General features: G+C 60.7%; 14 protein-coding genes. 8 read left to right on the top strand and 6 right to left on the bottom strand.

What is annotated here, in order from left to right; all coding sequences use genetic code 11:
* Window positions 1-34 precede the first annotated feature (34 nt).
* Both M2360_RS11885 and M2360_RS11880 read left to right on the top strand, forming a co-directional pair.
* Window positions 35-1,195 (top strand): hypothetical protein, encoded by a 1,161-nt coding sequence (locus M2360_RS11885; protein WP_280775347.1) that lies wholly within the window; start codon window positions 35-37, stop codon window positions 1,193-1,195.
* A 14-nt stretch (window positions 1,196-1,209) separates the two neighbouring features.
* Window positions 1,210-2,109, top strand: coding sequence for a hypothetical protein (locus M2360_RS11880; RefSeq protein ID WP_280775346.1), 900 nt, complete (start codon window positions 1,210-1,212; stop codon window positions 2,107-2,109).
* A gap of 55 nt (window positions 2,110-2,164) precedes the next feature.
* Here the strand turns inward: M2360_RS11880 and ychF are convergent, their stop codons facing one another.
* On the bottom strand, window positions 2,165-3,268 hold the full coding sequence (gene ychF / locus M2360_RS11875) for a redox-regulated ATPase YchF (protein WP_280775345.1): 1,104 nt from the start codon (window positions 3,266-3,268) through the stop codon (window positions 2,165-2,167).
* Between the two features lie 140 nt (window positions 3,269-3,408).
* Here ychF and M2360_RS11870 point away from each other — a divergent pair, with 140 nt between their 5' ends.
* The 3 genes from M2360_RS11870 (at window position 3,409) to clpS (ending at window position 5,243) form a co-directional block, all read left to right on the top strand.
* Window positions 3,409-3,825 carry an Rrf2 family transcriptional regulator gene (locus tag M2360_RS11870; protein WP_280775344.1) on the top strand — a complete coding sequence of 139 codons (417 nt, stop codon included), beginning with the start codon at window positions 3,409-3,411 and terminating at the stop codon, window positions 3,823-3,825.
* Between the two features lie 95 nt (window positions 3,826-3,920).
* The gene (locus tag M2360_RS11865; RefSeq protein ID WP_280775343.1) at window positions 3,921-4,790 is read left to right on the top strand and encodes a nuclear transport factor 2 family protein; all 870 of its coding nucleotides are present in this window, start codon (window positions 3,921-3,923) and stop codon (window positions 4,788-4,790) included.
* A 141-nt stretch (window positions 4,791-4,931) separates the two neighbouring features.
* Complete coding sequence (clpS, locus tag M2360_RS11860; RefSeq protein ID WP_280775342.1) at window positions 4,932-5,243, top strand: ATP-dependent Clp protease adapter ClpS; 312 nt, start codon at window positions 4,932-4,934, stop codon at window positions 5,241-5,243.
* A gap of 6 nt (window positions 5,244-5,249) precedes the next feature.
* Here clpS and prmB read toward each other — a convergent pair whose 3' ends face one another.
* Window positions 5,250-6,200 (bottom strand): 50S ribosomal protein L3 N(5)-glutamine methyltransferase, encoded by a 951-nt coding sequence (gene prmB, locus M2360_RS11855; protein WP_280775341.1) that lies wholly within the window; start codon window positions 6,198-6,200, stop codon window positions 5,250-5,252.
* A gap of 159 nt (window positions 6,201-6,359) precedes the next feature.
* Between prmB and M2360_RS11850 the strand changes: the two genes are divergently transcribed.
* Window positions 6,360-6,740, top strand: a complete 381-nt coding sequence (locus tag M2360_RS11850) for a hypothetical protein (protein WP_280775340.1) — start codon at window positions 6,360-6,362, stop codon at window positions 6,738-6,740.
* A 7-nt stretch (window positions 6,741-6,747) separates the two neighbouring features.
* On the opposite strand, the gene M2360_RS11845 is transcribed toward M2360_RS11850, so the two are convergent.
* From M2360_RS11845 to M2360_RS11830, 4 genes are all read right to left on the bottom strand, one after another.
* Window positions 6,748-7,185: a GNAT family N-acetyltransferase gene (locus M2360_RS11845; protein ID WP_280775339.1), complete on the bottom strand. Its 438-nt coding sequence runs from the start codon at window positions 7,183-7,185 to the stop codon at window positions 6,748-6,750.
* A gap of 103 nt (window positions 7,186-7,288) precedes the next feature.
* Window positions 7,289-9,622, bottom strand: coding sequence for a HAMP domain-containing methyl-accepting chemotaxis protein (locus tag M2360_RS11840; protein ID WP_280775338.1), 2,334 nt, complete (start codon window positions 9,620-9,622; stop codon window positions 7,289-7,291).
* 360 nt (window positions 9,623-9,982) lie between these two features.
* Entirely contained in the window at window positions 9,983-10,681 is a 699-nt protein-coding gene (gene pth, locus M2360_RS11835) for an aminoacyl-tRNA hydrolase (protein WP_280775337.1), read from the bottom strand.
* Window positions 10,682-10,839: 158 nt separating this feature from the next.
* On the bottom strand, window positions 10,840-11,433 hold the full coding sequence (locus M2360_RS11830) for a 50S ribosomal protein L25/general stress protein Ctc (protein ID WP_280775336.1): 594 nt from the start codon (window positions 11,431-11,433) through the stop codon (window positions 10,840-10,842).
* A gap of 248 nt (window positions 11,434-11,681) precedes the next feature.
* Here M2360_RS11830 and M2360_RS11825 point away from each other — a divergent pair, with 248 nt between their 5' ends.
* Together M2360_RS11825 and M2360_RS11820 are read left to right on the top strand one after the other, a co-directional pair.
* Complete coding sequence (locus tag M2360_RS11825; protein WP_280775335.1) at window positions 11,682-13,142, top strand: hypothetical protein; 1,461 nt, start codon at window positions 11,682-11,684, stop codon at window positions 13,140-13,142.
* A gap of 183 nt (window positions 13,143-13,325) precedes the next feature.
* A complete protein-coding gene (locus tag M2360_RS11820; protein ID WP_280775334.1) occupies window positions 13,326-14,291 on the top strand; it encodes a helix-turn-helix domain-containing protein in 966 nt (321 codons plus the stop codon).
* Window positions 14,292-14,572: the final 281 nt, after the last annotated feature.

The raw sequence follows: 14,572 nt of genomic DNA, 5'->3' as shown, positions 1-14,572 counted from the left end.
TTCTTTGGAATAGTGCCGCGCGGAGATGATGCAAGTGAAATATGACCTTACGGACTGGGAAAATCGTCGCCGGGGAATGACGCCTCTGGTGGAGGACGCCATGCGCGCCGGATTGGTTGCGACTGACAAGACCGCGCCGTTGGTCGAGTTTCTTGTGTCGCGCGGGGTGGCGCTGGGTGCGCCGCCGCAGCCGCTGTTGGCGGAAGGCGAGGCGGGCAGCGTCAATACACCGATCGCCTCTGAGCCCAGCGTTGGGCTGGAGGAGTCCGAAGCGCCGCGCTTCATTCGGGGTTTCCATGATGTGCTGATCACCATCGGCCTGGTGATCGGGTTGACCGGACTGGGCGGCCTCTGGTCCGTGCTGGCCATCATCCCCTCCGTGATTGCGCTATCGGAAATCCTCGTGCTGCGGCAGCGGTTGGCGCTGCCGGCGGTGGCGCTGACTTTGGCCTTTGCGGGGGCGTCCAGTTTCGCAGTCGCCAGCCTGCTCGAAGGCAAGCTCGGCGATTGGGAGTGGGTTGCGATGTCGTTCGCTCCGTTCGTGATGCTGTCGATCTATTACTGGCGTTACCGCGCGCCGATCAGTCTGGCGCTGGCCGCCATTTCGGGCTTCGCAGCGATCGTGTTCTTCATTGGCGCACTCCTCATGCACTGGACGGGCAATGATCTGCTGTTCGTCAACCAGCCATGGCTGATCTCGGCGCTGATCGGCCTGTTCGCGCTCGCCTCCTTCGCCACAGCACTGCATTTCGATCTTTCGGACCGCGCCCGCGTCACCCGCCGCTCGGACGTGGCCTTCTGGCTGCATCTCGCCGCCGCGCCGGCGCTGCTCTATACGGTGATCAGCCTCGTTTACCTACGCGATCCCGAGGCGTCCTGGTTCGCCGACGGCACGACGCTTGGCCAGGCGACGGCGATCGTGGCGGCAGTGGCGGCGCTGATGCTGACCGGCATCCTGCTCGACCGCCGCGCCTTCGTGACCTCGGGGCTTCTGTCCTTCGGCTACGCCTTCAAGATCCTTCTCGATGAAGGCGGCGTCAGCGGCCTGTTCACCTCGTCGGACACGCTGCTCTTCGTCATCCTCTCGGCGGTCGGCGCGGTGGTGCTGAGCCTGGGCATCGGCTGGAAGGCGTTGCGGAAGCGCCTGCTGGCGATCCTGCCAATTGCGGTGCGGGACCGGCTGCCGCTGAGCTAGCATAGGCATTCAAGGTGGTTGATGTGGAAAAAACGTCGTCCGGTCAGATCCGGTCGCTCATACATGACGCCGTCTGGCTCAGCTTGACCGTTGGCGTTCTTTGGGGACTCTTGCTCCTGGGCGTTGCCATGGGAGCGGAGGCCGCGCTTTTGGCATCGGTCCTAGTGATCGTGGTCACACGCCGTTTCAAGGGGCATTTGGCGCTGGAATTGTGCGTCACTTTGTTTGCAGCGTGCGCTACCTTTGCTGCGGTCTCCCACATTTTGTTCTATCTTTCCAAGCATGGCGTCGAGGTTCGCGTTGATCTCGTTTCCGGAATTCTGGCCGCCGCTCTTATGGCCGTCGTGGGTTTCGCGCTCCGGTCCCCCGCTCAACTCGCCGTCGCAGTCTTTTCGGCCTCGGCGGTGGTTGTTTATGCCGGCGCCGCGTTCCTGGCGCATGCCCTCAATGGCGTTGCGTTCGCAGACTCGTCGCTGCACGAGAAAGTTGCCTACATCAGCGGTCCTCTGTTTTTCATGTCCGCGATTTGCATTGCCGTCGCAGGATGGAGGGACCAAAAGTCGGGAGGCGCCGACCAGACAGCGACCTGCCTATACTGGATCGCAATCCCTCTGGCGGGGATCGGCCTCTTGGATCTTCCGTCAGCTCAGTTTCAATTCGCAAACGGGGGCCTGTTCAACGAAGATCAATGGATTGTCTTCGCCCTCTATCTCGTCAGCTGCATTTTTGCGTCATGGATGTTGCCGAGGCGCGCGATAGCGCAGGCTGGCGGTGTCGCATTCCTCCATCTGTTTCTGATACCGTGGAGGCATTACGACTATTATCTCATTTGGCCCCTCGCGGCTCTTTGGCTGCTGGTGACGGAAGCGTTTTGGCCGCGGCGCATGCAAATGCCTGAAGTCATCAAGCAATAAAAAAACGGCCCCGCGCCAGGCGGAGCCGTTTCCGGTTGTCTGTTGTCACGCTGTCTCAGGTGTTGAAGCGGAAATGGATCACGTCGCCGTCGGCGACCACATATTCCTTGCCTTCGTCGCGCGCCTTGCCAGCTTCCTTGGCGGGCACTTCGCCGCCCAGCGTCACGAAGTCGTCGAAGGCGATGGTGAAGGCGCGGATGAAGCCGCGTTCGAAATCGGTGTGGATGACGCCGGCGGCCTGGGGGGCCTTGGTGCCGCGCTTGATGGTCCAGGCGCGGGTTTCCTTGGGGCCGACGGTGAAATAGGTGATCAGGTCGAGCAGATGGTAGCCTGCGCGGATCAACCGGTCGAGGCCGGCTTCCTCAAGCCCGAGGGCTGCGAGGAATTCCTTGGATTCTTCGTCGGGAAGCTGTGCGACTTCTGATTCGATCGCAGCAGAGATGATTACGCATTCCGCGCCCTGCTCGGTGGCCATTTTCGCCACGGCCTTGGTGTGCTCATTGCCATCCACCGCATCGCTTTCCGCGACATTGCAGACATAGAGCACGGGATGCGAGGTCAGCAGGTTGAGCCCCTTGAGGATCTCGATTTCATCGGGCGCGAGCTTCTTGAGAAGCAGGCGGGCCGGCTTGCCTTCGTTGAGCAGCGCCACCACGGCTTCCATGATCGGAAGCTGGGCGACGGACTCCTTGTCCTTGCTGGCGGCGCGCTTGCGGGTCTGGTCGACGCGGCGCTCGAGGCTTTCGAGATCGGCGAGCATCAGCTCGGTTTCGATGGTCTCGGCGTCGCCGACCGGATTGATGCGGCCTTCGACATGGGTGATGTCGTCGTCTTCAAAGCAGCGCAGCACATGCACGACTGCGTCGACTTCGCGGATATTGGCGAGGAATTTGTTGCCGAGGCCTTCCCCCTTCGAGGCGCCGCGCACCAGGCCGGCGATATCGACGAAGGAGATGCGGGTCGGGATGATTTCCTTGGAGCCGGCGATCGAGGCCAGCTTTTGCATGCGCGGATCGGGAACCGCCACTTCGCCGGTGTTGGGCTCGATGGTGCAGAACGGGTAATTGGCGGCCTGCGCCGCCGCCGTCCTGGTCAGCGCGTTGAAGAGGGTGGACTTGCCGACATTCGGCAGTCCGACAATTCCGCATTTGAAGCCCATGAAACTCGTCCGTCTGGTGATCTCTGTTGCCCCTGCCTATGCGGAAAGGGGAGGGCAAGGTCAAGATGATCAGGACTTTCACGCTCACTTTATTGCCAAAGCGCCTGGGGAGGACTACATCTTCGCGCGAGAGGCCGGTGATGAACACACGTTTTGCAGTCGCAACCCATATCCTCGTCGTGCTGCATGGGCAGGACGGCAAGCCTGTGTCCTCCGATGTCATCGCCCAAAGCGTCAATACCCATCCTGCGCTGATCCGGCGCATCCTTACGCAGTTGGCGCGGGCAGGGTTGACCGAATCCCAGCTCGGCGCGGGCGGCGGCGCACTGTTGGCGCGGCCCAGTCCATCTATTACGCTTCGCGATGTCTATGATGCGGTGGACGAGGATGGCGATCTGCTCGGCATTCATCCAGGCCCCAATCCCAATTGCCCTGTCGGTCGCAACATTCAGCAAACGCTGCGCGTGGAAATCAGTGCAGCCGTCAATGCGCTGCGCACCCAGCTTTCCCAAAAGACCATCGCCGCCCTCGCTGGCGAAATTCTCGCGATCTCCTGACGATAACGACATCGTGAACGTGCTCGGCGCGGCCTGTCATTTACAGATATATGTAACCGTAATAGTAACAATAAGACATTACAGAAGGAGTGACCATGTCCCTATTCGCCACCCGTCGCGCTGCGCTCGGCGCTTTCCTCGGTCTTGCCGCCGGCATCGCCGGCCTCATCCCCGCGCCGTCTTTCGCTAGCGAACCGGTCCGCACCGCTCATGAACAGGCGGTCGTCGATCTTCTCAAAGTGTTCGAGACGGGGGATCTGAGCCGGCTGAACGTGATCAATCCCGACAAATATATTCAGCACAATCTCGACGCGACCGATGGCCTGGCGGGCCTTAAGGCCTTCATCGCCGCCATGCCCAAGGGCGCGGTCAAGGGCGAGACCGTCCGTGTGTTTGAGGATGGCGACTTTGTCTTCAGCCATGGCGTGGCGGAGATGGGCGGCGCCAAACTCGCCGTGTTCGATGTTTTCCGCTTCGAAGGCGGCAAGATTGTCGAGCATTGGGACAATCTGCAGCCAATGGCCGCGCCCAATCCCAGCGGCCACACCATGATCGATGGGCCGACCGAGGCTCGCGATCTCGACAAGACCGAGACCAACAAGGCGCTGGTCAAGGCTTTCGTCAGTGACGTTCTGGTCGGCGGCAAGCTCGACGCCTTCGCCACCTATGTCGATGGCGAGAAATACACCCAGCACAATCCGATGTTCGGCGATGGCGTGAAGGCTGTGGTGGCGGGCTTCAAGGGCGCGGCGGCGGCCGGCGTCGTGATCCGCTATGACGCGATCCGCAAGGTGCTCGGCAAGGGCGATTTCGTGCTGGTGATGAGCGAGGGCTCGATCAGCGGCAAGCCAATCGCCTTCTATGACATGTTCCGCGTCGAAGCGGGCAAGGTTGCCGAGCACTGGGATGTGGTGGCGCCGATCCCGCCAAAGGCCGAGTGGAAGAACGCAAACGGCAAATTCTAAACCCGATCAGAGCTTTACGCCTTGAAAAACGCGCTTGGGAGCCCCATACTCCCAAGCGCTGCCGCATTTGGGACCGGAACTTCCGTCCAAGCGGACAGGATTTTCGAAGAGAGCCGGAACATCAGTCATCGGAGGCCGCCGGTGAGCGACAACAACACGATCATCACGACCAAAACAGTCGTCAAGCCGAAGCTGGAGAAGCCGAGGCTCTACAAGGTGATGCTGTTTAACGACGATTATACGCCGCGCGAATTCGTGATCGCGGTGCTCAAAGCCGTGTTCAAGACCGGCGAAAGCGCCGGCTACCGCATTATGATGACCGCCCATAAGCTCGGAAAGTCCGTAGTCGCGGTCTATACCCGCGACGTCGCCGAAACCAAAGTCAAGGAAGCGATGGACTGGTGCAAGCAGGCCGGTTTTCCGCTGATGTTCACGGCAGAGCCGGAAGAGTGAACCGCCTTACTTCTTTTTCTTCTTCGGGTTTTCCACGCCCAGCGCCTCGGCGGTGATCCAGAAGACCTCGCCTTCGGATTCGGCCGTGTCGAGCCAGAAGAAGTCGAGATCCGGGAATTCCTCTTCCAGGAGCTCGCGGCCGGTGCCGATTTCGCAGATCATGCCGCCGCCGGGATTGAGGTGTTTTGGCGCATCGGTGAGAATGCGGCGGACGAGATCGAGCCCGTCGGGGCCGCCGTCGAGCGCCATGGACGGCTCGGTGCGATATTCCTCCGGCAGCACCGCCATTTCCTCGTGATCGACATAGGGCGGGTTGGTGATGATCAGGTCGAAGCGCCGGTTCTTGAGCGGCGCGAAGAGATCGCCCTGATGCAACGTCAGCCGGCTCCCGAGTTCGTGCTCGGCGACATTGAGCTTGGCGACATCAAGCGCATCCCCGGAGAGGTCGACGGCGTCGATCTGGGCATTCGGGAACAGCTTGCCTGCGAGGATCGCCAGGCATCCCGAGCCGGTGCAGATGTCGACCACGCTTTCGACGCCATAAGGGTCGGGCAGATAGAGCGAATCTTCGTCACCCGAATATTCGGTGAACAGGATTTCCCCGATGAAGGAACGCGGCACGATCACCCGCTCGTCAACCAGGAAGCGGATGCCTTGAATATAGGAGCGGCCGGTGAGATAGGCCGACGGTTTGCGGGTGGACACGCGGGTCTCGATGCGTTCGGCGAGCAGCCGCCGCTCGGCTGCGGTCAGCCGGGCGTCGAGAAAGGGATCGAGCGCATCGATCGGCAGGTCGAGGCTGTCAAGCACGAGGAAGGCGGCGTCGTCTACGGCGGTCGAGGTGCCATGGCCGAAGGTCAGGTTTTCGGCGCGGAAACGGCTGATGGCGTAGCGCCAGTAGTCGCGCACCGTCGTCAGTTCGCCTGCAAGCTTGTCGAGATCCACATTCACCGTCATTCCGCCCTCCATGCGCTGCTTTGCTTCGGGATACACGCTCGTATGCGTCTCCGCCACATCAAATGCCATCGGTTTGCCTCGAAATCGATCATTAACGTTCTCCCTTAGCAGACGGTTGAAGCATGGCGGTTATTCTTGGAGGACGATCACGGAGGAGAAATGTTGCAAGCCGGCGTCTATCACTTTGCCATTGCGGGGCTTGGCTTCTGCCTGATTGGCGCCGCAGCCCATGCCGCGCGCGCGATCTTCAATGTTCTCCCCGACCGTCTGAGCGACAATGAGCGCCTGGATATGCTCCTGAGCGACGGCTATTCGCTTGGCGACAAGATCTTCGGTACGGAATATGACGACGCCGGCTATTACCGGCTCGACAGCCTGCGCAATCTCAAGAATTCGGTGATTGCGACGCTGATCGGCGGCTGGGCGGCAATGCTGCTCACGCCAGGTCTGTCGTCCTCAGTGGCGGAGGGCATAGAATGGGCGGAAGCCTGGCTCTGGGATCTGTTTCTGCACCGGCTGGACACGCTGACGCTCTGGTGAGACGCGCCTAAAAGCGGATCTGGAACCCCTGCTTGGACGCGGTCATGCCGCAGGCCTGATAAAAGGCGTAGACGGCGGGATCGGGCCTGCCGGTCATCAGCATCACCTTGTAGCAATCCGCCTGCTGTCCCACTTTGATTGCGGCTGTCACGACAGCCTTGCCAAAACCCTGGCCGCGATAGGTTGAAAGGCTGACGACATTCTCGATCAATCCGTAGGGACGGCCGCCGCGCGTCATGTTGGGCAGGATGAACAGCGTCGCCGTCGACACGAGCAGGCCGTCGAGATCGCCGACAAACACATTGCCGGGCATGGCGAGCAACGCCGTCAGCCGCGCTTGGGCGATATCAGGCGAAAGCTGGGGATCGCTCGGGTTGAGATCACGATAGAGCGCCAGAAGGCCGTCGAGGTCTTCGATTGTTGCGCTGCGAGTGATGAAAGCCATGCCGAACTCCTTTTTGCCTCCTCCTGCCACAGGTCGATGACGGAATGAAGAAGCCCGCCCGGGATGGCTCCCGGACGGGCTGTGTTGGCGTTGAAAACCAGGATCAGAATTCCGACCAGGTCTGCTTGAGCATGTTGAGCGCGGCGTTACCGCGCGAGGCGGGGGCTCCACCGGAGGCAGTGCGCGGGGTGGACGCGGTGACAGCGCGCGGGCGAGGCTGAGCCTGAGCCTGGCCCCCTGTTGCGCCGATCTTGAACGTGGCCATCAAGTCGCCCAGACGGGCGCTTTCCTGGGCGAGACCCGCGCCGGCGGCGTTCATTTCCTCAACCATGGCGGCGTTTTGCTGCGTGGCCTGGTCCATGTGGTTGACGGCGGTGTTGATTTCGCCAAGGCCGGAGGCCTGTTCCTGCGCGGCGACCGCGATGGCGTCCATATGGGCGTTGATCGCCTGCACGACCTCGGCGATGGCCGAGAGGCCTTCGCCGGTGTCGCTGACCAGGCGCACGCCTTCAGCGACGGCGGTTTCGGAATTGCCGATCAACGCCTTGATTTCTTTGGCGGCGTTGGCCGAACGCTGGGCGAGTTCGCGCACTTCCTGGGCAACAACCGCAAATCCCTTGCCGGCGTCGCCGGCGCGCGCTGCTTCCACACCGGCGTTCAGCGCCAAGAGGTTGGTCTGGAAGGCGATCTCGTCGATCACGCCGATGATCTGGCTGATCTGCTTGGAGGAATGTTCGATCTTGCCCATGGCGGTGACAGCGTTGGACACGACCGTGCTCGATGTTTCGGCGCGGTTACGGGCGCCGCGCACGAGGTCGCGGGCTTCAGAGGCGCGCTTGGAGGTCGACTGCACATTGGCGGTGACTTCCTCAAGCGCGGCGGCGGTTTCCTCAAGCGAAGCGGCCTGCTGTTCGGTGCGCTTGGAGAGATTGTCCGACGCTTGCGAGATTTCCGAGCTGCCGTCGCGCACCATGCGGGCCGCCTGGCCAACGCCGACCAGCGCGTCGCGGAGTTGCTGGACCGAGGCGTTGAAATCGCGGCGAAGCGGCTCGAACTGGGCGGCGAATGGCTGGTCGATCTGGCAGAGCAGGTCGCCGGCCGCCAGGCTGCGCAGACCCGAAGCCAGAGCGCCGGTCGCCTGGTTCAGACGCTCATCGGCTTCCTGTTCGGCGCGGCGCTGAAGCTCTTCCCGCTCCTGTTCCGAACGCTTGCGGTTTTCTTCGGCCTGACGTTCGAGATCGTCATTGTGGATGGCGGCTTCGCGGAACACTTCCACGGCGCGGGCCATTTCGCCCACTTCGTCGCTGCGGCGAACGCCCGGCACGGTGATCGACTTGTCGCCATTGGCGAGCGCCGTCATGCAGCGGGTCAAGGCGGCGATAGGGCCGGTGACGCGGAACAGGATGATCGAGATGGTGACCGCGCAGATGGCGACGATCACGATGAAGGCGAGCGCGCACAGGATCATCGTCATCTGTGCCGCAGATCGGCGCTCACGCGAGGTTTCCGTCAGCGAGGACACGGCTTCCGAGGCGACATTGGCGATCAGCTTCAGCTTGGCCGTCACCAATGGACGCCAGTCGTCAAGCGACAGCGGCGCCGGAGTCCCATCTTTCAGCGCTTTGATCGTCTGATCGCGCACGGCTCCGAATTCCGGTCCGAAATAGCCGATGTTCGCCTCGGTGGCTGCGGCCCTGATTGCGTCAGGCGTGGCGTCATGATTCACCAGGGTCTCGGTGGTTTTCCAGGCGAAGGTCATGGTGGCGATGTCGGCGTCGATCTGACGGCTCTCGTCCGGGGTCAGTTTTCCTTCGCCAGCCAGCGCGGTGTTGACGGTCAGGAATGCGGCTCCACCAATGGCGCGGCTCGACCAGGCCAAAGCGCGGATCTGGACAAGAGGCGTCTGGTTGGGGTCATGGGCGCGGATATCCGCCTCGGTCACATTCGAAGTCGCTTCAAGCGCGCTGAGAAACTGTTGGCCGACATCCATGATGGACTGCTGCAGGGCAGGGTCGCGATCGGCGAGTTGCTTTGTCAGCATGGCGTCGACATCAGCGCGGATACTGAGAAAACGATCGAAGATCGAGAACAGTTCCCTCAAGGAGCCGCCGAGGTCGGCGTCATCCAGGCTTTGCGAGGCCGCCTTGACAGCGGACATTGCTTTATCGACCGCCGCGCGGTTTTTGGCGAGGGAGGCGATGGTCGCAGAGCTTTCGCTGATATCCAGCTTCAGGGAGGCGACGCTGTCGCCGCGCTCGTTGCGGAAGTTGAGAAGGGCGCCAAACAGTTCTGCGTCGAGCGTCGCCAACTCATTGACATGAGACTGCGTGACATAGTCGGAATAGGCTGTCAGCGTGGATTTTCCCATCAGCCCGCTGGCGATGAGCCCGGTCAGGACAAAAGTCCCTACCAGGATGCTTCGAATTGAAATGGACATTATACCCCCCTTGCCGCGGACGGCGGCAGATTAACTCAAAATTCCACGTCGCCTGATCCAGCCGGTTGGCCTTGCGGAACCCCCGGTCTGCATCGCTGAAACGCAAGAATGCTACTTTTGAGCAAACTCGCTTCTGGAGGTTTCCGCTGTATTAATGAAAACAGTGAGATTTAATAAAAGTGAGTGCTGTTCAAGCGCTACTTTTCTTGCGGGCAATTCTCGATTGTGGTGTTGTTATTTTTCGCAATTATTGAGCTGTAATTAGAGAGGCTATATATAAGAAATATATTATTTTAGAAGGGGTGTAATGCGAATGAAAACTCTTTGCATATTTGTTTTCACTTGCCTTCATCACTTGGCTCAATCCGATTTATCGCCGAGCAGTTTTTTTAACATGTCGGCCATCGGTCCCGTGACCGGCGGTTTCTGTCCGTGCGGCCGGGCTTGACGGATATGCGACTGGCCTGACGGCTTAGGTTTTGGAGCCGGCTCTTTGGGCTCGCCGCGCGCGAGCTTGTTCATGAACTGGCTGCCGTCGCCCACGAGCAGCAGGCCGGCATTGAGGGCGATGTCGTCGAGCAGTGGATCCAGCCAGGTCTGGTCGACCTTGGCGAAATCCCCGAGCACATGATTGTGCACCAACTCCTTGTCCCCTGGATGGCCAATGCCGAGGCGGACGCGGCGATAGTCCCGACCGCAATGGGCGTCCAGGGATTTCAATCCGTTATGGCCGCCATGACCGCCGCCTGTCTTCACGCGAACCTTGGCAGCCGGAAGATCGAGTTCGTCATGGAACACGGTGATGTCGGCCGGCGTCAGCTTGAAGAAGCGCATGGCTTCGCCGACGCTGTCGCCAGAGAGATTCATGAAGGTCTGCGGCTTCATGAGAAGAATCTTCTCGCCGTCGATCTCGCCTTCGGCGATCTCCGCCTTGAACTTCTTCGACCAGGGGCCGAAGGGCAGCTTGCGGTGGATGGCGTCGATGGCCATGAAGCCGATATTGTGCCGGTTACCCTGGTATTTCGGTCCCGGATTGCCCAGTCCTGCGAAGATCTTCATGAGTGGATGCCTTGGCTTGCCGTTTTGTTTTCCAAGCCGCAACCGGCCATGAATGTCAACCATTCACGGGCCTGCGACATGAAAAACCCCGCGCGGCTGACGCCGGCGGGGCTCAAAGTCGCCGCCGCAGCTTACGCCGGGCGGCAATGGTCTTGTTGTTATTCCTGTTCGCCGGTCGTGCCGCCAGCCGGAGCGGCGATCGTGGCGATGGTGAAGTCGCGGTCGGTGATCACGGGGGTCACGCCAGCCGGCAGCTTGATGTTCGAGATGTGAACGCCATCGCCGATCTTCATGCCTTCGAGGTCGGCGGTGATGAATTCCGGAATGGCGTCGGCCGGGCAATGGAATTCGACTTCGTGACGAACCACGTTCAGCACGCCGCCGACCTTGATGCCCGGGGACTTTTCTTCATTGATGAAGTGAACCGGGATTTCGACGGTGACCTGGGTGTTGCCAGACACGCGAAGGAAGTCGACATGCATGGTGAAGTCGCGGACCGGATCAAGCTGATAGTCCTTCGGCAGGACCGAGATCTTCTGGCCGTCGACGTCGATGGTGGCGACGGTGGTCATGAAACCGCCGGCGTGAATCTTCAGCGTCACTTCCTTCACGGGGAGGGAAATCGACAGGGGGGCCTGCTTGTCGCCATAGATGACGGCAGGGATGCGGCCGTTGCGGCGAAGTTCGCGGGAGGACCCCTTACCAACCCGTTCGCGCAGCTCGGCCTTGAGCTCGTAAGTTGCGTGGCTCATGGCTATTCCTTTCAAGTTTGCGGAGTGTCCCGGGCGGCGCGGACGCCGGCCCAAAACGACATATCTTTATGGATACGCCTCCGCCGTGCCTCCAAGGGTGTCCCGGCGGATGCGGGCCTATAACGCAACGCCTCGTGGAATGCAAGTCGGACACAGTATCGGAAAGATCAGCGCCGCGCGATTGACCCGCCGGGAACGCCGGGGCAATCTCCCGGCATTGTCGAATCCGACTTCATACGGAGCCTGCCATGACGCGCAAAGCGCTATTCGCCGCGACGGCTATCGCCATCGCCATTTCTCCCGTCGCTCCGCGCGCCGCCGAGATCAACGAATCCGGGGCGCGGACACTTCTCGACAGCCTGACCTATTACCTGCCCAAGAGCGTCAACGACAGCGGATTTCTGACCGTGACGCCAGGGGCGCAGCGCTATGAACTGCGGATGGATTTCGCCGCCCTGCTTAAGGATGTCGACCCCAAGATCTTCGTGATCGAAGGGCTCAAGCCGATGTCCTACTATCTGACGCCGCAGGAAGACGGCTTGTGGAAGGCCGAACTCAATGATCGGCTCGATGTGTCCGGCAGCTTCGTCGCCGAAGGCAAGACCTCGACCTTCGTGTACAAGATCGACAAAATGAGCGGCGAGGCGCTGTTTGATCCGGCCGTATCGTTTTTCCGCAGCAGCACGGCTGCTTATGAGAATATCGCCATCACCAGCCAGACCGGGCCGGAAATGATGGATATCGCGGTCGCCAAGGCCGCGCAGGACATGCGCCTGGAAAATGTGGTTGGCGGCCGCGGCGATCTCGTCAGCAATTTCAGCCTGAGCGGCCTGAGTGAAACGATCAACAGTCCTGGACAGGCCGGTCAGGTCCGTATCGACGCCGCTTCGATGGATGGTCGCGTGCAGATGGACAAGGCGGGCCTTGCGCCGATGCGCGATCTCGTCGTCTTCGTGCTCGACCTTGTGAAGTCCGGGCAGAAGAATCTCACGGCGGAGCAGAGCGCCAAACTCAAGGGGCTGATCCGAGCCAATGTGCCGTTGGTCGACAATCTTGTCGAAGACATTCATATCCGCGACGTCAAGGTCAATGCCTCCAACATGACCTTTTCCGCCGCCGATATTGGCTACAAGATCGCTTTCAATGGAATAAAGCCCGACAGCCGCTTCGAATTCGAGGTGAGCGCGACGGATCCCTCCGCGCCCGCCGGTCTCCTGCCTCCGGGCACGGAAGCCGCTATGCCGAAATCGCTGAGCTTCGGCATGGCGATGCGCGACCTGAATCTGGAGGGCGTGATGACCTATCTCGCCGACAACGCCGATTTCACCAAGGATGCGGCGCTTACCCCGCAACAATCTGAAGAACTCGGCAAGATCGTGCTGCCCAGCGGCAAGATGAATTTCGAGTTCACCAATGTCGCGGCCAAGTCCGATGTCTATGATATTGCGCTCACGGGATCGATGCAGGTCGACCAGGCCCAGAGCGACAAACCGAATGTAAATGTCGACATCATCGCGCGCGATTTCGACAAGACCGTCAAGTTCCTGCAGGACAATGCCGCCACCGTGCCGGATTTCGGCCAGGCTGCTTTCATGGCGCTGATGATGAAAGGTTTTGGGCGGGAACAGCCAGACGGATCCATTCTCTGGAACGTCAAGATGGGCGCCGATGGGCAAGTCATCATCAATGGCCAACCGATGAAAATGTAAGACGGCGAAACACGTCAAGCGTCGCAGATCTGCGACAGGCCGGCTAGGCTGGGGAGAATGCGTTATATTTTCCTTATGTATGCCGGCCTTTTCATGATACGGCTAAGGCGGAAATGCCGGGAGAGTGAATAAAGCGCGACAAGCGCCGGGATTAGACACGGGCAGACGCTTTGGGAGGAGCTCATGCTTGGATCGAACCAACACGCTGATAAAGTCTACCAGTTGACGCAGGAGAAATCGGCTGGCGCAAGTTCGCCGATCGCCGCGTCATGGCGCCGATGCATGACCCGCTACGGTCTGACGCCGGAGGAAAAACGCGAACCTCTGCGCCTGACGGACGTCGAGTTTCAGGAGGTTCTGGGGCAATCTGGCCATGTGGTCGAGGAGGCGTCGAGTGAACTCGACTGGCTGTTCGGCATGGTTGGCCGCGCCGGCTGCTGCATCGTTATCACCGACAGCAGCGGCGTCGTGCTCGACAGGCGTGGCGTCTCGGGTGAGGATAAGGAATTCCGCGATCTCGGCCTGTGGACAGGAGCGCTGTGGAGCGAAGCGAGCGTCGGCACCAATGGTATCGGCACCGCGCTTGCCGATGGGCGCATGGTGACTGTGTTTCGCGACCAGCACTTTCTCTCCTCCAATATCGGCCTGTCCTGCGCCTCGGCCCCGGTGCGCGATCATGTCGGGCGCATCGTCGCTGCGATCGATATTTCCACCGCCAGGCGCGACGCTTCGGAGATGATCATGCCGGTGCTGGCGCAGGCGGCGAGGGATGCGGCCTGTCGCATCGAGGTCAATCTCTTTCGGCGCGCCTATAGCCGCGCCCGCATCGTATTGCTCGACAATCAATCGCATTCAGGCTCGGCCTTGCTGGCGGTTGATCGCGACGACATGGTGCTGGGCGCAACGCGCGCCGCCCGTCTGGCGCTCAAGATCGACGACGCGATGATCCTGAGCGGCATTCCGGCCTCGGACATCCTCAGCGAGTCCCCCGAGGACAGAGGCGCGGATCTGCTGGAGGCCGAACGTGCGGCCCTTCGGCGCGCGCTTGCGCGCAACAACGGCAATGTATCGCTGACGGCGCAGATGCTTGGGATCAGCCGAGCGACCCTGCACAGAAAGATCAACAAGCTGAATTTGCATAGCGAATGATGTTCGTTGCGGCGTGTCGCTTCAGAGGCCCGGATATGATTGCCGGAGCCTGATCGCGCGGCGACACGCTTGCTCTCTGTCGGCGTCTCGTTTGGGGGAGGGCGTTTGCCACTTGTGGCCGGATATGAAAGTGTCCTCTTATTCTACCTGTAATTTTATGGATGTTTGTCAAAATCACGGAAGGGTGCTTGCTTTCCAGTGCTTCCAGCAGCTACGGATGGGGTCTGCCGGCGGATGGTTTGGCTCGATTAAGTCAACATTAAACCACTCGTGGTAGATGC

Origin of the sequence: Rhizobium sp. SG_E_25_P2, from assembly GCF_029892285.1 — a bacterium.
Taxonomy (GTDB): Bacteria; Pseudomonadota; Alphaproteobacteria; order Rhizobiales; family Rhizobiaceae; genus Rhizobium_E.
Note: the sequence above shows the minus strand (reverse complement) of the source record. Positions and strands in the feature narration are given on the sequence as shown.